Genomic DNA, 16,244 nt, shown 5'->3' on the forward strand with positions numbered 1-16,244 from the left:
TGCTCGGCAGCGGCGGACCGGCCGTGTACACGGAGCGCAGCGGAACGGCGTATCACCCGGAGGAACCACTCTCTACCGGGGAGACGGCAGGCGAGCGCGCCCGGCAGCTCAGTCCGCCGGACGGGGCAGACGTGGCACGCTTCCGGGTCGTGTTTCCCGGCATTTATCGCCTGCACGCGGAAAACCGGGACAAGCCGTACACCGCCCGGATCGGCCTGCTGGGCGAAACGCTCGCCCGCCGCGGCATTCCCGCTGCCAGTTACGGCAGCGGCGATTACGACGACGTGCGTCAGCGGCACGCCGTACTCTTTGCCATGGATGAGCGGGGGCGCGTCCCCCGGGGAGATCTCTCCGCCGCTGTCTCGGAGCAAAAGGACGGCTACCCGTACGGCGTGCGCACCCGCTACGACTACCTCGCCGCCCGGATTCACGCGGACCGCACCTCCGGGCTGATTGCGGTGCAGTTGTCCGACCTGGCCCGCCTCTATCAAATGGCGGACGACATGGCGCCGGACCGGTTCGCCCGCCAGTACGAACAGGTGCTGGCCGACCTGGGCGCCTTTTTGGATCGGGTGCTGCGGGAGCGCAGGCCGGAGCAGTTGGTGATGCTGCTGTCGCCCGCACCGCATGTTCAGGCCCAAAAGGAGAAGGCGCTGCTGACGCCGATCCTGTTGTGGCGGGGAGGAGCGGCGGGGGTGCTCACCTCGGCGACGACCAGACAGGCGGGGGTGGTCAGCGGTCTGGATGTGCTGCCCACCGTCCTGTCATGGCTGCGCGTGCCGCCGCCGGAGGGGCTGTCCGGCCACCTGCTGCGTCTGTCGGCGGAAAAGCGCTTCTCCGATCTGCTGCGCGAAGTGGATCGGATTCACCATATTTACGCCAACCGTTCTTCCGTGCTGTACACGTACGTAATGCTGCAGATCGTGATCCTGGGAGCGGCTTCGCTCTTGTGGCTGTGGGGAAGGCGAACAGGCGGCGAGAGGCTGAACCTGGCGCGCCGCATTGTCCGGCTGGCGCTGCTTTCGATGCTCTGGTTTCCCCTGCTGTTTCTGGCGGAGGGGCTGGTCGGCTGGAAGGTGCCGCCAGCGGTTGTCCTGGGAGCGGTCATCACCGCTGCGATGGCGGGCGGCATGCTGCTGGAACAGGGGCGCTCGCTGCCGGCCGGATTGGCTATTGTGGCGGGGGTGACCGCGCTGGCGCTGCTGGCGGACGGCATGTTCGGCAATCCGGCGATGCGCCGTTCCTATCTGGGGTACGATCCGGTGATTGGCGCCCGTTTTTACGGGTTGGGCAACGAATACGAGGGGGTGCTGATCGGCAGCGCCATCCTGTTTGCGGCCGCGCTCTGCCAGTGGCGGCGGGACAGGCGGGAGGCGGCGGAGGGAGGAGCCGATCCGCTGTCCGTGACCGTCGGGAGCGGCCTGTTCGGCCTCGTCCTGTATTACATGGCGTCTCCTGGGTTGGGGGCTGACGCCGGCGGGTTCCTGGCCAGTCTGGTCGGGTTTTCCGTGGCGTTTGTCCGGATGCAGGGGTGGCGATTCGGAAAAAAAGGCCTCCTGCTGTTGGCAGGAGGCGTCCTGGCGGGTGCGGTCGTGTTGGCGGGGGCCAGTTTGCTGTCCGATCAGCCGCCCACTCACATTGGCCGGGCGGCGCAGCAGATCGTCTCGGGGGATTGGACGGAAGTGGCCCGGATCGTGCAGCGCAAACTGGAGATGAACCTGCGGCTCATCCGCGTGTCGGTGTGGAGCAAGGTGTTTGCCGTCTCCCTGGTCGTCCTCGGCCTGCTGGCTCTCTGCAACGATCGCTACCTGCGCCATTTGGCCCGCGATTATCCGTATCTGGTCAAGGGGTTTTCGGGGGTGATCGCCGGCTCCCTGGCCGGCCTTCTGCTCAACGATTCCGGGATCATCACCGCTGCGACCTGCATCGTCTTTCTGGTTGTGCCGGCCTTGTACGCGGCGCTGGGAGAGTCGGAGGAGCAGCGCTGCTCCACGTCGTGACCGGCTGACGTCGCCGCAGCCGGACGGTTGGCCCCGGCGCAGCCTGTTCCGCAGCCTGTTCGCTGCCGCCTTGCTCCGGTGCCGCCTGTTCGCCGCCGGAGGGAAACGCCGGCGGTGACTCACGCCTCGGAGAGTTCGCTCCATTCCTCGTAGAGCCGCTCCAGCTCCGCCTTCGCCTGCTCGATCAGGTCGTTGCGCTCCTTGGCCTGCACGTGGTCGCTGTACACCTCGGGCAGGCACAGCTCTTCCTCCCATTTGCGGATATCCGCTTCCCGCTGCTGAATGGTTGCCTCGATCTCCTCCAGACGACGCTGGCGCTGACGCTCGCGCCGTTTTGCCTCTTTGTCCAGCTCGTACGAGGATTTTTCCGGCTGGGAGGCGGCCGCTGTTCCCTGCTTTTTGCCGGATGGTGCCTGCTGTTCGGCCGCCAGTTCGGCCAACTCCTGTTTTTTCTCCACATAGTAGTCGTAGTTGCCGAGATAGCTGGTCACCCCATCGGGGGAAAGCTCCAGCACGCGGGTGGCGATCTTGTTCAGGAAGTAGCGGTCGTGGGAGACGAACAGGATCGTGCCCGGGTAATCGTACAATGCGTTTTCCAGCACTTCCTTGCTGTAGATGTCCAGGTGGTTGGTCGGCTCGTCGAAAATCAGGAAGTTGGCCTGCTTCAGCATCAGCTTGGCCAGCGAGACCCGCGCCCGTTCGCCGCCGGACAGCTCGCCGATGCGCTTCTGCACGTCGTCACCGCTGAACAGAAAGTTGCCCAAGAGGGTGCGGACGTCCTTTTCCGGCATCTGCGGGTACTCGTCCCAGATCTCGTTCAACACGGTGTTCTGCTCGTTGAGATCGCGGTGCTCCTGGTCGTAGTAGCCGATCGTCACGTTGCTGCCGAACTGGATGCTGCCGGAGAGGGCGGGGAGCTTTTGCACGATCGTCTTCAGCAGCGTCGATTTGCCGATGCCGTTGGGGCCGACCAGGGCGACACGCTCTTCCCGCTCGATCTCAAACGTCAGGTGGCGGGAGAGGGCGGCGTTCGGATAGCCGATGCTCAGGTCGGCTGCCTTCATCACGACGTTGCCGCTCATCTTGGCGATCTCAAACGAGAAGTGTACCGATTTGTTCTGCATGACCGGCTTCTCCAGCCGCTCCATCTTTTCCAGCGTCTTGCGCCGGCTCTGCGCCCGTTTGGTCGTGGTCGCCCGGGCGATGTTGCGGGCGATGAAGTCCTCCAGCCGGGCAATCTCCTCCTGCTGCTTCTCGTAGCGTTTCATTTCCTGCTCCAGCCGCGCCGCCTTTTGTTCCAGGAAGCGGCTGTAGTTGCCCACGTACCGGGTGGCGCGGGTGCGCTCGATCTCGTAGACGACGGTCACCAGCTTGTCCAGAAAGTAGCGGTCGTGGGAGACGACGAGGATGGCCCCCTGGTAGTTTTGCAGGTAGGTTTCCAGCCAGGTGAGCGTCTCGATGTCCAGGTAGTTGGTCGGCTCGTCCAGAAGCAGGACGCTGGGGGCCTGAAGCAGCAGCTTGGCCAGGGCGAGGCGGGTCTTCTGCCCGCCGCTCAGCGTTTTGATCGGGGTCTGGCTGTCCATGTCGGCAAACCGCAGCCCGTGCAGGACGCCGCGAATGGCCGCTTCGTAGGCGTAGCCGCCCCGCTCCTTGAACGCCTCGGAACGGAGGGCGTAATCCTCGAGAATCTGCTGATAGCGCTTCTCGTCAGCCAGCACGGCGGGGTCGCCCATCAGCGCCTCCAGCTTCCGCAGTTCCCGCTCTTCCTCCTGCAGGTCGCTGAATACGGAGAGCATCTCGTCCCAGATGGTCCGCTCCGATTCCAGGCCGCTGTCCTGAGCCAGGTAGCCGACGGTGACGTCCTTGGGAATGCGGACGGTTCCGCTGTCATAGCTGAGCTGACCGGCGAGGATTTTCATCAGCGTCGATTTACCGGCGCCGTTTACGCCGACCAGTCCGACCCGTTCTCCGGTTTGTATTTGCAGGGAGATGTCCTGTAAAATAGTCTCAACCCCGTACGTTTTGTGTATATGTTCAGCTTGAAGCAAAATCATTGCATGTCACCTCTTTTACATACCTGTACCGCAAGCGGGCGGGCGGCGCTTCCCGTGTTCGCGGGGCGTCGTCGCAAGCTGCCCTATCAGACAAGTGTAGCGTAGAGAGAGCGCCGGGGACAACCCTCGCGCCTCCCGTGCGCAAGCGCCGAAAAAAGGGAGGGGATCGTTGGGAATGGAACGGGTCAAGGTGAAGCAGGCGTTTCGCCGTCAGATGCTGGCCGAGCGGGCGGCGCTGCCTGCCGGAGAACGGGCGGATCGCTCCCGGGAGGCGTGCCGTCATTTGCTGTCCTTTGCCAAACTGGCGGCGTGCCGGACCGTGATGGCCTTCCATCCGATGCGCGAGGAGCTGGACATCGTACCGTTTCTCGACAGCGCCCGTCAAAGGGGACAGGAGGTATGGCTGCCCCTGACCCTCGTGGCGGAGCGCCGGCTGATTCCCTACCGCTATACCGGACCGGACATGCTGCGGCCCGGGGCGTACGGGATCATGGAGCCGGATCCGGCGAAAGCGGAGGAGGCCGATCTGGCGGCGCTGGACGCGGTGCTGGTGCCGGGTGTGGCATTTGACCGGCAGGGGGGACGGATGGGCTACGGCGGCGGATTCTACGACCGGTTTCTCGCCGCGCTGGACCGTAAGCCGATGCTGATCGGGTGCGGCTACCATTTTCAGGTGGTGCCGTCCGTGCCGGTGGAGCCGCATGACGTCCGCCTCGATTACCTCGTGACGGAAGCGGGCGTGCTGGAGACCGGAGCAGCCGATCAGCGCTGAGCGGGCGCCGGTCCGCGGCCGTTTTGTGTCAGGATTGCGTCTTTTCCTCCCGCGCTATCTACAGCGGGAACAAAACAGTGTACAATACAAAAGCAAGGGCAAATGGAGGAATAGGCTGTGAGCAACTGGAAAATTGGCGTCATTTCGGCAAGTGATTCCATCGCAAAAGGAGACCGGGTGGACGATCGAATCCCGATCATCCGCAAGCTGACCCGTGAGTGGCTGCAGGCGGACGTGGCAATTTACCGCGCCGTCTCGGACGACATGGAGGAGCTGAAAGAGCACATGATCGAGCTGGTGGACCGGGAGAAGTGCGATTTGTTGATCGTCACCGGCGGCACGGGGTTGAGTCCCCGCGACGTCACCCCGGAAGTGACGGCGTGGGTGATGGACAGGCCGGTGCCGGGTCTGGCCGAGGAAATGCGTCGGGCCGGATTGCAGCAGTCCCGCCGCGCGATGCTGACCCGCGCTGTCGCGGGTACGCGCGGTAACGCCTTGATCATCAACCTCCCGGGCAATCCCAGAGGCGTGGAAATCTGCTTCAACGCAATCGGAGACATGCTGTCCGACGCCTTGCACATTTTGCAGGGAACGGGAGAGGCCAGCGAAGATTGGGGAGGATTGGGTTGGTAGAGAAACCGAAGCTGAAGGAAGTGCCTGTGCGGGAAGCGGTAGGCATGATGCTTCCCCACGACATGACGCAGATTTTGCCTGGAAAGTTTAAAGGACGCCTGTTCAAAAAAGGGCATGTCATCACCGAAGCGGACATCGAGCCGCTGCTCTCCATCGGCAAGGAGCACATCTACGTGCTGGAGATGCCGGAGGGGTACATTCACGAGGACGACGCGGGCACGCGGATTGCCCGGGCGGTGTCCGGGGACGGACTGACGCTGACCGAGCCTTACGAGGGCAAGGTGTCGATGAAGGCGACCCGGCTGGGTCTGGCGAAGATCAACGAAGAAGCCGTCCACGCGATCAACGCGCTGGAAGGCATCGCCCTGTCCACCATCTACAGCGACCAGGTGGTGCAGCCCGGGCAGACGGTGGCGGCCACGCGGATCATTCCGCTAATCATGGAGGAGGCGCAAATCGTCCGCCTGGAAGAGCTGGCGAAGGGTTTCAGCGGTCCGATCGTGCAGGTGAAGCCGTTTCTCGAGAAGAAAGTGGGATTGGTCACCACTGGCGGTGAAGTGTATTCCGGGCGGATTGCCGACAAGTTCGGCCCCGTCATCCGGGCCAAGGTGGAGGCGCTCGGTTCCCGCGTGACGGAGCAGCGCTTTGCTCCCGACGACAAGGACATGATCGAACGGGAGATCACCCGCTTTCTGGAGGAGGGCGTCGATCTGGTGCTGGTGACCGGCGGGATGTCGGTCGACCCGGACGACCGCACGCCGGGGGCGATTGCCGGCGTTGGAGCGGAGGTGGTCCGTTACGGCACGCCGATGCTGCCGGGCTCCATGCTGATGGTGGCCTACAAGGGCGACGTGCCGATTCTGGGCCTGCCCGGAGCGGTGATGCACGAGCCGTTTACCTCGTTTGACGTGTTTTTGCCCCGGATCCTGGCCGGCGAGCGGATCGTCGAGTCGGACATGACCCGGTTGGGATACGGAGGATTGCGCAAGTGCTAGCTGGCAACACTGTTGGATGACAGGAGAAAAGGAGTGAACGTGGATGAGTTCGATTGGGATTCCTGGGTTGATCTTGATTCTGCTGCTCGCCCTGGTGCTGTTTGGCCCCAAGAAGCTGCCGGAGCTGGGACGCGCGGTGGGTCACACGCTGAAGGAGTTTAAAAACGCCACCCGCGGCCTGACCAAGGACGACGATGACGAAGACGAGGCCAAGTTGAAGGAACAGCCCGCCAAGGCCGTGATTACCGAAAAGGACGCGTTTGACCGCGAGAAGCTGGAGCGGGAAATTCGCGAGCGGCTGGAGCGCGAACGCCTGGAAAAGGAGATTCGGGAAAAGCTGGAGCAGGAGCGGCTGCAGGCCGAAAGCGGACAGCCCAAGGCGTAACCGGGTCAGGTGGTGGACATGTCGGACGATCGCGAAATGACCGTGGTGGAGCACCTGACCGAGCTGCGCAGGCGGATTATCTGGGTGCTGGTCGTATTTGTTGCTGCATTGATTGCCGGTTTTTTTGTTGCCGGCCCTCTTATCGAATATCTGAAGGAAAAGCCGATCACCGAGGGAGTCCCGCTCGTCTCCCTGCACCCTTCCGACGCGCTGCGGGTGTACATGCAGTTCGCCTTTTTGGTCGGAGTGGTGGTGACGCTGCCGTTTGCGCTGTATCAGACCTGGCTGTTCGTCTCGCCGGGGCTTCGCGCCAACGAGCGGCGCGTGACGCTGATGTTCATCCCGGCCGCGTGCGTGCTGTTCGTCGTCGGCATCCTGTTTGGCTACTATGTGGTGTTTCCGATGGTGATGCAGTTCGTCAGCGGTATCTCGATGGGGATGGACGTCAAGCCGAACTACGGGATCGCCGAGTACTTCGGTTTCCTGGTGAACATGGTGATTCCGTTCGGGCTGCTGTTTCAACTGCCCATTGTCGTCATGTTCCTGACCCGGCTGCGCATCCTCAACCCGATGCGGCTGGCGAAGGTTCGCCGCTTTGCCTACTTCGGGCTGGCGGTGGTGGGGATTACGCTGACGCCGCCCGAGATTGTCAGCGACATCCTGGTGACGATCCCGCTCCTGCTCCTCTACGAGCTGAGCATCTGGCTGTCGCGGATCGTCTACCGCAAACAACTGAAAGAGGACGAGGACTGGGAAAAAGAATACGGATGGGAAGCGGACGAAGCGGTTCGCTGATGCGTGCGAAGTCCCCTGCCGGAAGCGGTGGGGGACTTTTTTCTTCTACTTTTGGATGCGGCCGGGCATACTACTACGGGAAAAAACGGGAGGTGCGTACATCCATGTGGCTGATTCTCTGCCTGGCCCTGCTGGTCTCTCCGCTGCAAACGGGAGCGGCCAAAGCGGAAGCGGCCGAGCAGGTAGAGCTGTTTGACACGGACAAGGAGCGGGTGGTGGACACCTTTGACAACACGGAGGCGTTTCAGACGGAAGCCCAGGCCCTCCTGAACAGTGTAAGCGGGCGGGTGCAGGAGCTGAACCCGCCGCTGGAACACGCGATGATCGTCAAAATCCCGCTGGTGCCGCCGAAGCAATTGGTTCACCGGCCGTCGAAGATCGACGCGGCCATCGCCGAGATCTTTGTCGTCATGCCCAAAGCGGGCAGCCGCCGCCCCTGGATGATTTTGCACACCAAGGAGTACGAGACCCTGGTCGTCGAGTTTGGCGGCGAGGTGGGTGGGCTGAAAAGGCTGGTCCGCCTGCGGGACTGAAGGCGCGGCTTACCCACGGGCCAGGACTAGGCGAAAGGGGCCAATGGGACAGTTCCCGCCCTTATTGTTTGAGCGTGAGAAACGTCTGGGTGTAGTAGTCGGTCGCCACGCCCACACCCAGTTGGGCGAATCCTTTTTCCAGCACGTTTTTGCGGTGGCCGGGGCTGTTCATCCAGCTCTCGTGGGCTTCGATGGCGTCCGGGTACCCGGCGGCGATGTTTTCTCCCGCCATGCTGTAGGCGATCCCTGCCTGCTGCAGCCGCTCGAACGGATTCAGGCCGGTGGTGGCGGAGACGTGGTCGAAAAAGCCGTGGCTCTCCATGTCCAGGCTGTGCTGCCGCGCGACGCGGGCGGCCTGTTCGCTCCAGGAAAGCGGGGGCAGCTTGTAGCGGTAGCGGACGACGTTGACCAGGTCGAGTACCTGACGCTCCATCGCGGCGTTCACCTGCTCCCGCTCTTTTACGCTCAACGGAGGGGGATCGAAATCGGGGGCCTCGCCCTGATACGTCCACTTGGTTTCGTAAAAGCCGCCGCGCAGCAGCATCAGCGTGTCAATCAGACGGATGGCTGTCACTTTGTCGCCGTTCTGCTTGTCCAGGTAAAAGATGTGGGGAATACCGTCGACGATTGCCAGCGGCCGCTGGTATTTTTGGTTGGTGATCTGCACCTGGGCGTTCATGTAGGAAAACGAGACGGTATGGCCAATGTCGTAGTGGCGGACCAGAGCCGGCAGGCTGGTGCCGATGGCGGCATCGCCCGTCTTGGCCTGGGGCGCGTTGGAGTAGACGTCCACCACCTTGCCGTCGCTGATGCCCACCTGGAGGTAACGGGCCGGATCGCGGTTGTAGATCCACCACTGGTACCCCAGACCGCTTGGCTCCTGACGCGCCGGCTTGCCGAGCACACGGATCACCTGCTCGGCCGGCATGCCGAGGGAAATGCCGAACAGGCTGTAGGGAGCGTTCGGAGCGGGACGTGCGGTCGCGGCTGAAACAGGCGCCGCTGCCGCTGACCGGGCGGGCGGAAGTTGGACCGCGGCAGGACCAGCCTGCTGGGGCGAAGGGCGTTTTGTTGCAGCCCCCGGCTCTTGTCCCAGCCAGGCGGAATGGCTAGCCTCGTCCCTGCCTGTTGGCTTGTTCAGATGGCGGCCGATCAGGGACAGGGGAACATAGGTGGTTCCCTTGTATTCCAGCGCGGCGGGAAGGTGGCGGGTGCCGTCGTAAAAATACCCGGACGGATCACTGCCCGTCATGGCCTTGCCGTCCCAATATAGCGTGGTCGGCTGAACGTTGACGCGGATGGCGGACGAATCGCCCGCGGTGAGGAAATGGCCGATGCCCGCGACGGAGAGGGCGAACACGCCAATCCAGATCCATTTGCGCATGCAGGTTCCCTCCTTGGATGGCTTGTCTGATTCCATGGTTTATCTATATGAACAAGCCGGTCTGGTAGAACCGAAAATCTAGCAAACGCAGAAAAAAACCCGCCAAAATGAGAGGGAAAAGAGAGCGGGCCATTTGGAAAAAAGTGAGGGAAACCACTTGCAAAGTACATAGGGATTCATTATTATAGGTAGTGGGTGTTAGCACTCCCCTCGATCGAGTGCTAACAACAAAAATCTTCATGAACCTACATTTTAAGGAGGGTGTTTTTTGTGCTGAAGCCATTGGGTGACCGTGTGGTAATCGAACCAATCTCCAAAGAAGAGACGACCGCAAGCGGTATCGTTCTCCCTGACACTGCGAAGGAGAAACCGCAAGAAGGACGCGTTATCGCAGTCGGTTCCGGTCGTGTTTCCGACAACGGCGAGCGCATCGCGCTGGAAGTGAAGGAAGGCGACAAGGTGATCTTCTCCAAATACGCCGGCACCGAAGTAAAAGTGGACAACAAAGAATACCTCGTGCTCCGCGAATCCGATATCCTCGCGATCATCGGCTAAGGCTTTTCACATAAGGAACGTACGGAAAACACATAACGCAGGAGGTTGAGTTTGAGATGGCAAAACAAATCAAGTTCTCTGAAGACGCACGCCGCGCGATGCTTCGCGGGGTGGAAACACTGGCTAACGCCGTGAAAGTAACCCTCGGCCCGAAAGGCCGCAACGTGGTTCTGGAGAAAAAATTCGGCTCTCCGCTGATCACCAACGACGGTGTGACCATCGCGAAGGAGATCGAGCTGGAAGACGCTTATGAAAATATGGGTGCGCAGCTCGTAAAAGAAGTTGCCACCAAAACCAACGACATCGCGGGTGACGGTACGACCACCGCTACCGTTCTGGCTTATGCGATGATCCGCGAAGGTCTGAAAAACGTAACCGCCGGCGCCAACCCGATGGTTGTTCGTCGCGGTATGGAAAAAGCGGTACGCGCTGCCGTGGAAGAAATCAAGTCCATCGCGAAACCGGTGGAAAGCAAAGCGGCTATCGCGCAAGTTGCGTCCATTTCCGCTGACAGCAAAGAAGTGGGCGAACTGATCGCTGAAGCAATGGAAAAAGTGGGCAAAGACGGCGTTATCACCGTCGAAGAGTCCAAAGGCTTCACGACCGAGCTGGAAGTTGTAGAAGGTATGCAGTTCGACCGCGGCTACGCTTCCCCGTACATGATCACCGACACCGACAAGATGGAAGCGGTTCTGAAAGAGCCCTACATCCTGATCACCGACAAGAAGATCTCCAACATCCAAGAGATCCTGCCGGTGCTGGAGCAAGTGGTACAAAGCGGCAAACCGCTCCTGATCATCGCGGAAGACGTGGAAGGCGAAGCGCTGGCTACCCTCGTAGTCAACAAGCTGCGCGGTACCTTCACTGCTGTTGCCGTTAAGGCTCCTGGCTTCGGCGACCGCCGCAAAGCTATGCTGCAAGACATCGCCATCCTGACCGGCGGTGAAGTGATCACCGAAGAACTGGGTCTGGAACTGAAATCCACCAAACTGCAGCAACTGGGCCGCGCTGGTAAAGTTGTTGTTACCAAAGAAACCACCACGATTGTGGAAGGTGCAGGCGACAAGGCTGCAATCGAAAGCCGCGTTGCTCAAATCCGTCAACAAATCGAAGACACCACGTCCGACTTCGACCGTGAAAAACTGCAAGAGCGCCTGGCAAAACTGGCTGGCGGCGTAGCAGTGATCAAAGTCGGTGCGGCTACCGAAACCGAACTGAAAGAGAAAAAACTGCGCATCGAGGACGCGCTCAACTCCACTCGCGCTGCAGTGGAAGAGGGTATCGTTCCTGGCGGCGGTACCACGCTCGTCAACGCGATCAAAGCGGTTGAGAAAGTGGTTGCCGAGGGCGAAGAAGCAGTGGGTGTGCAAATCGTGCTGCGCGCACTGGAAGAGCCGGTTCGTCAAATCGCTGCGAACGCAGGTCTGGAAGGCTCCGTCATCGTGGAGCGCCTGAAAAAAGAACCGGTTGGCATCGGCTTCAACGCTGCTACCGAAGAATGGGTAAACATGATCGAAGCAGGTATCGTGGACGCTGCGAAAGTTACCCGTTCCGCTCTGTCCAACGCTGCATCCGTAGCGGCTATGTTCCTGACTACGGAAGCCGTTGTGGCTGACAAACCGGAAGAGTCCAAAGCGGGCAACGGCATGCCGGACATGGGCGGCATGGGCATGATGTAAGAATCGGATTACCGATTCGGAAAGAGAGGCAGACAGTAGGTCTGTCTCTCTTTTTTTATGAGAAAGCATGCCTGGGTTGGTTGTTTTACTGAAAAAATATTTCATATTTTCAAAATAAAATGTAAAATAATACTTCAGGAATAAGCTGACAGAGAGACAAGCGAAAAAAATGGACAAGGAGGCGATTCACAATGAAACAAGCAGGAGTCTGGCTGTTTTGTGCATGTCTGGTGTTCGTCCTGGCTGCTTGCAGCGGCAGTCCGTCGTCGACTGCGGGCGATCAGTCAAGCGGGAACGCTCAGCCGGGAGCTGAACCGGCAAAAGGGGAGACGGTGGAACTGGTCATGTACAGTTGGCGGCCGGAAGACAAGGACGCGTACGCCGCGTTCATTGCCGAGTTTGAAAAGCGCCATCCCGGGATCAAGGTGAAGTTTAAACCGTTCAAATCGACCGAGTACAACACCATCCTGACCAACTCCCTCACCTCCGGAACCGGACCGGACATCGTGCAGCTTCGTCCGTATGCGGGCACCCGCGCGATGGCCGACGCCGGGTATCTGCTGCCGCTGGACGACCTCAAAGGGATCCAGGAGATTCCGCAGTCGTACCTGGACGCAGCCCGGGGCAGCGACCACAAGGTGTACGGCGTCCCGCTGTCGATCAACTCCGCTGTCATCTTTTACAACAAAAAGCTGTTTGCCGACAACGGCCTAAAGCCTCCGCAAACCTGGGACGAATTTCTCCAGGTGTGTCGCGCACTCCAGCAAAAGGGAATCATTCCAATCGCGCAGTCCGGCAAAGCGGCCTATCTGCTCTCCATCACGCACAGCGTCATTGGCATCAGCGCGTACGGCGGCGGCGACTTCGTGGAAAAGATGGTGAAGGGCGAGACCACCTTCAAAGACCCGGCGTTTCTCGATTCGATCAAAAAGATGCAGGAACTGGCACCATTTTTCCCGCCCGATTTTGTGGGAATCGACGACAAGGACGCGCAGGCGCTGTTCTACACGGGCAAAGCGGCCATGTACATCAACGGCAGCTACCGGCTGGAAACGTTTGAAAAGCAAAACCCCGACATGCCGCTGGACGTGATCCCGTCCCTGGCCAAAGAGAAAGGCGGCGACACCCCGATCGTCAACTGGGTGGACGGCTCCTACGGTGTAGTCAAGGCGTCCAGGCATCCGGAAGAGGCGAAGCTGTTCATGGAGTTCCTCGCGTCGAGGGAGTTTGGCCAACGGTTCAGCGACGAACTGAACCGCGTCAGCCCCATTCCCGGCGTGACCCCCAAGCATCCGCTGGTGCAAAAGATGACGCAGCTCAGCGAAACCAGCATGGTGCCGTTCCTGATGCTCGTTCATTTCGGGGAGGGCACGCCGACCACGAAAACCACGTTTGAGGATTCGCTGCAGGGCATGTACATCAACAAGCTCACCGTCGAACAGGTGGCGGAGGCGACCCAGGCATCCGCCGACAAGTGGTTCGTGCCGACGAAGTAGCGGCGCACCGGATGAAAACAAAACAGGCAGAGGTACAGTCAGGCCGGATCGCTTGGCTGTACCCTGTCTTTCGGGAGGTGTTCACCCATGGCAGTGTTGGAGAAATCGAGCGAGGTGAAGCGGCAGGCCTCTCCGCGTCGGGGCGTGAACAGGAGCAAGCACCTGGTTCACTTGTTCCTGCTGCCGGCCTTGGTCATTTACGTGTGGTTTCAGGTGTATCCCATCTTCTCTGCGTTTCTGAACAGCTTTTACGCCTGGGACGGATTGAAGCGGGGCGCGTTTATCGGTCTGGACAATTTCGTGCGCCTGTTTACCGAATCGCCGTTCAAGGAGATGTTTTTCCGCGGGTTCGGCCACAACGTCATCTTTTTTGCGGGTACGATCGTCGCCAAGCTGGCGGTCGCGTTCCTGCTCGCGCTGATGATCAACAGCAGGATTCGCGGCAAGGAGTTTTTCAAAACGGTCTTTTTCCTGCCCAAGCTGCTGTCGGTGATCGTCGTCGGCTTCCTGTTCAGCCTGATTCTGAACCCGACGTACGGCGCGCTGAACACATTTTTGAAGCATGTCGGACTGGAAGAATGGGCCCGCCCCTGGCTGGGGGATCCTGACACAGCCCTCTACGCGATCATCCTCGTCAACAGTTGGTACGGACTCGGGTTTGCCGTGCTGATCTTCCTGGCCGGGCTCCAGGCCATCCCGGCGGAAATCTACGATGCCGCCAAAATGGACGGGGCCTCCGGGCTGACCATGCTGCTGCGCATTACCCTGCCGCTGGCGATGCCGTCGGTCATGGTGATGACGATTTTGACGTTCATCGGCTCGTTCGAGACGTTTGAGCTGATCTTTGCCATGCAGGGTTCGCAAGGCGGACCCTACTATTCCACGGACGTGCTGGCCACGTACTTCTACCGGTTGGCCTTCGGGTCGGTGGAGGGGGGCGAGTCCATCGGGCTGGGGTCGGCGCTGGCTGTTGTGCTGTTCATGATGATTTCCAGCGCGACGGCGGTGCTGCTCTTCTTCTTCAAGCGCAAGGAATACGAACTGTAGGAGGACGACCATGACGGCAAGGTTCGGACAGTTTGCGAAGTATCTGGTGCTGCTGGTTTTTTCCTTTTTGGCGCTGTATCCCGTCTTTCTGATGATCGCGTCGTCGTTCAAAACCAATCTGGAGATCCTCACGTCGCCGCTCGGCCTGCCCGCTTCGCTTTCCTTGGAAAACTACAAGCTGGTGTGGGAGAAGGTGAACTTTGGCGCATATGTATGGAACAGCGTCTACGTGAGCGGGCTGTCTGTCTTGTTGATCCTGTTTCTCTCGTCTCTGGCTGCTTTCTACCTGTCCCGCTATCCGTTTCGCTGGAATCCGTACGTGCTGTTTTTCTTTATGCTGGGCTTGATGCTTCCCATGAAGCTGGCCATTCTCCCGCTGTATATGATCATGCTGCAGTTGAAGCTGCTGGATACGCTGACGTCCCTGGTGATTCTGTACGTGGCCGGCGGCATTCCCTTTGCCGTGTTTGTCTTTTACGGGTTCTTCAAGACGCTCCCGGCGGAGTTGGACCAGTCGGCGCGGCTGGACGGCTGCAACGGATTCCAGGTGTACTGGAAGATCATTCTGCCGCTGATGAAGCCGCCGCTGGCAACGGTGGGCATCGTGCATTTGATCGGCGTCTGGAACGATTTTTTCTATCCGCTGATTTTTCTCAAAAGCGAGGAGCTGAGCACGATTCCGCTGGGCGTATTGACCCTGTTCGGGGAATACGATACGGAGTGGAACCTGCTGTTCGCCAGCCTGACCCTTTCTTCCCTGCCGATGATCGTGGCGTTCCTGTTCGCGTCCAAACAGTTTATTGAAGGCTTGACTTCGGGGGCGATCAAATGAGTAAGAAACGCTGGATTACGTTTGACCTCGACGGAACGCTGATGCAAAATCCGTTTGGCGGATGGGTGTTTCCGGAAATTGCGGCTGCCGTCGCCGGCTGGCTGGGCCGGCCCTATGACATCGTGGCTGAATTGGTGGGGGAGCATGAAAGGCGGTTGCGGCAGGGGTGGTATGTGGAAGCGTACGACTGGGACGGGATGCTGGCGGAACTGCTCGGACGCCTGGGGGTCAGGGAAAGCGTGGAGATTGCCGCGATCGTGCAAAAGCATGCCGTTCCGCCCAAAATCCGGCTGCTGGAAGCGGAGGTGCCGGCCGTGCTGGCCGCCCTGCAGGCGAAAGGCTACGCTCTGGCCGCCGTCACCAACGGGTTTTACAAGTATCAGGATCCCGTCATGAAGGCGCTCGGACTGGCGGAGTATTTTGCGGCTGTCGTGACGCCGGAGCGGGCGGGAGCGGGCAAGCCTGATCCGGCCATTCTCAGTCCGCTCGGAGGAGAGGTGGTGGCCCATGTCGGAGACCGCCTCGACCATGACGTGCAGTTGGCCAATCGCTGCGGCGCCTTCTCCGTCTTTGTCTGCCGCGGCCTTCCCGAAGAATTGCGGGCGGTCGATCCCCGTCTCAGGAGCAGGCACGACCTGATGCGTCAGATCTGCCTGGAGAAATGGAAAAGGGAAGGCGGGGCACAAGCGGAAGGGCAGGGGGCTGCCCTGCTTCCCGCGGAATTGCTGCCGCAGGCGGTGATTGGCACGATCGGCGAACTGCCGTCTCTTGTGGACGGGTTGTGCCGGTAGGGAGGCTCCGCTCGCTCGGAAGCCTTCCATTTTTTTGCGCTTGCTTTTTCGATGGTCACGTTGGTATGATGAAACTTGCGCTTCTCAACCGAGGAATTTCAAAGAGAATGAAAAAAGATAACTTCTTAGAAATTTCCTCTTGATTTTGAAAAGAGAGCGTGATATAGTATGAAGGGTCGGCGCTGCTGAGCGGCGGCTGATCACGAAAAAGCGAAATGCTCTTTGAAAACTGAACAGCGAAAGCGTTGAACGAGCCTAGCAATTCTTTTTCTTGAAGCTAATGATTCAACTCA

General features: G+C 60.1%; 15 protein-coding genes. 13 read left to right on the forward strand and 2 right to left on the reverse strand.

Translation table 11 applies throughout. The annotated features are described in order from the left end of the window. A partial coding sequence (locus M516_RS24200; protein ID WP_193747015.1) for a hypothetical protein occupies positions 1–2,000 on the forward strand: 2,000 nt, incomplete at its 5' end. A gap of 119 nt (positions 2,001–2,119) precedes the next feature. Here M516_RS24200 and M516_RS0121925 read toward each other — a convergent pair. Further along, positions 2,120–4,054, reverse strand: coding sequence for an ABC-F family ATP-binding cassette domain-containing protein (locus M516_RS0121925; protein WP_029101017.1), 1,935 nt, complete (start codon positions 4,052–4,054; stop codon positions 2,120–2,122). Positions 4,055–4,229: 175 nt separating this feature from the next. Here M516_RS0121925 and M516_RS0121930 point away from each other — a divergent pair, with 175 nt between their 5' ends. The 6 genes from M516_RS0121930 to M516_RS0121955 all read left to right on the forward strand — a co-directional run bounded on the left by M516_RS0121930 (position 4,230) and on the right by M516_RS0121955 (position 8,167). Then, positions 4,230–4,826 (forward strand): 5-formyltetrahydrofolate cyclo-ligase, encoded by a 597-nt coding sequence (locus tag M516_RS0121930; RefSeq protein WP_029101018.1) that lies wholly within the window; start codon positions 4,230–4,232, stop codon positions 4,824–4,826. A gap of 117 nt (positions 4,827–4,943) precedes the next feature. After that, complete coding sequence (locus M516_RS0121935) at positions 4,944–5,459, forward strand: MogA/MoaB family molybdenum cofactor biosynthesis protein (RefSeq protein WP_029101019.1); 516 nt, start codon at positions 4,944–4,946, stop codon at positions 5,457–5,459. After that, positions 5,453–6,454, forward strand: a complete 1,002-nt coding sequence (locus M516_RS0121940; RefSeq protein ID WP_029101020.1) for a molybdopterin-binding protein — start codon at positions 5,453–5,455, stop codon at positions 6,452–6,454. Before M516_RS0121935 ends, M516_RS0121940 begins: the two co-directional genes overlap by 7 nt. A gap of 43 nt (positions 6,455–6,497) precedes the next feature. After that, positions 6,498–6,839, forward strand: a complete 342-nt coding sequence (gene tatA, locus M516_RS0121945; protein WP_029101021.1) for a twin-arginine translocase TatA/TatE family subunit — start codon at positions 6,498–6,500, stop codon at positions 6,837–6,839. An 18-nt stretch (positions 6,840–6,857) separates the two neighbouring features. Next, positions 6,858–7,634 carry a twin-arginine translocase subunit TatC gene (tatC, locus tag M516_RS0121950; protein ID WP_029101022.1) on the forward strand — a complete coding sequence of 259 codons (777 nt, stop codon included), beginning with the start codon at positions 6,858–6,860 and terminating at the stop codon, positions 7,632–7,634. A 104-nt stretch (positions 7,635–7,738) separates the two neighbouring features. Then, complete coding sequence (locus tag M516_RS0121955) at positions 7,739–8,167, forward strand: hypothetical protein (protein ID WP_029101023.1); 429 nt, start codon at positions 7,739–7,741, stop codon at positions 8,165–8,167. A 61-nt stretch (positions 8,168–8,228) separates the two neighbouring features. Here the strand turns inward: M516_RS0121955 and M516_RS0121960 are convergent, their stop codons facing one another. After that, complete coding sequence (locus M516_RS0121960) at positions 8,229–9,551, reverse strand: CAP domain-containing protein (RefSeq protein ID WP_029101024.1); 1,323 nt, start codon at positions 9,549–9,551, stop codon at positions 8,229–8,231. Positions 9,552–9,821: 270 nt separating this feature from the next. Between M516_RS0121960 and groES the strand changes: the two genes are divergently transcribed. The 6 genes from groES (at position 9,822) to M516_RS0121990 (ending at position 15,951) form a co-directional block, all read left to right on the forward strand. After that, positions 9,822–10,106 carry a co-chaperone GroES gene (groES, locus tag M516_RS0121965; RefSeq protein ID WP_029101025.1) on the forward strand — a complete coding sequence of 95 codons (285 nt, stop codon included), beginning with the start codon at positions 9,822–9,824 and terminating at the stop codon, positions 10,104–10,106. 56 nt (positions 10,107–10,162) lie between these two features. Continuing rightward, positions 10,163–11,785, forward strand: a complete 1,623-nt coding sequence (groL, locus tag M516_RS0121970; RefSeq protein WP_029101026.1) for a chaperonin GroEL — start codon at positions 10,163–10,165, stop codon at positions 11,783–11,785. Between the two features lie 191 nt (positions 11,786–11,976). Continuing rightward, the gene (locus M516_RS0121975; protein WP_029101027.1) at positions 11,977–13,281 is read left to right on the forward strand and encodes an ABC transporter substrate-binding protein; all 1,305 of its coding nucleotides are present in this window, start codon (positions 11,977–11,979) and stop codon (positions 13,279–13,281) included. A gap of 87 nt (positions 13,282–13,368) precedes the next feature. Beyond that, positions 13,369–14,328 carry a carbohydrate ABC transporter permease gene (locus M516_RS0121980; protein ID WP_029101028.1) on the forward strand — a complete coding sequence of 320 codons (960 nt, stop codon included), beginning with the start codon at positions 13,369–13,371 and terminating at the stop codon, positions 14,326–14,328. A 10-nt stretch (positions 14,329–14,338) separates the two neighbouring features. Beyond that, complete coding sequence (locus M516_RS0121985) at positions 14,339–15,160, forward strand: carbohydrate ABC transporter permease (RefSeq protein ID WP_029101029.1); 822 nt, start codon at positions 14,339–14,341, stop codon at positions 15,158–15,160. After that, positions 15,157–15,951 (forward strand): HAD family hydrolase, encoded by a 795-nt coding sequence (locus M516_RS0121990; RefSeq protein WP_029101030.1) that lies wholly within the window; start codon positions 15,157–15,159, stop codon positions 15,949–15,951. The genes M516_RS0121985 and M516_RS0121990 overlap by 4 nt, the downstream gene beginning before the upstream one ends. Positions 15,952–16,244: the final 293 nt, after the last annotated feature.

Source organism: Brevibacillus thermoruber 423 (assembly GCF_000454065.1).
GTDB lineage: Bacteria > Bacillota > Bacilli > Brevibacillales > Brevibacillaceae > Brevibacillus > Brevibacillus thermoruber.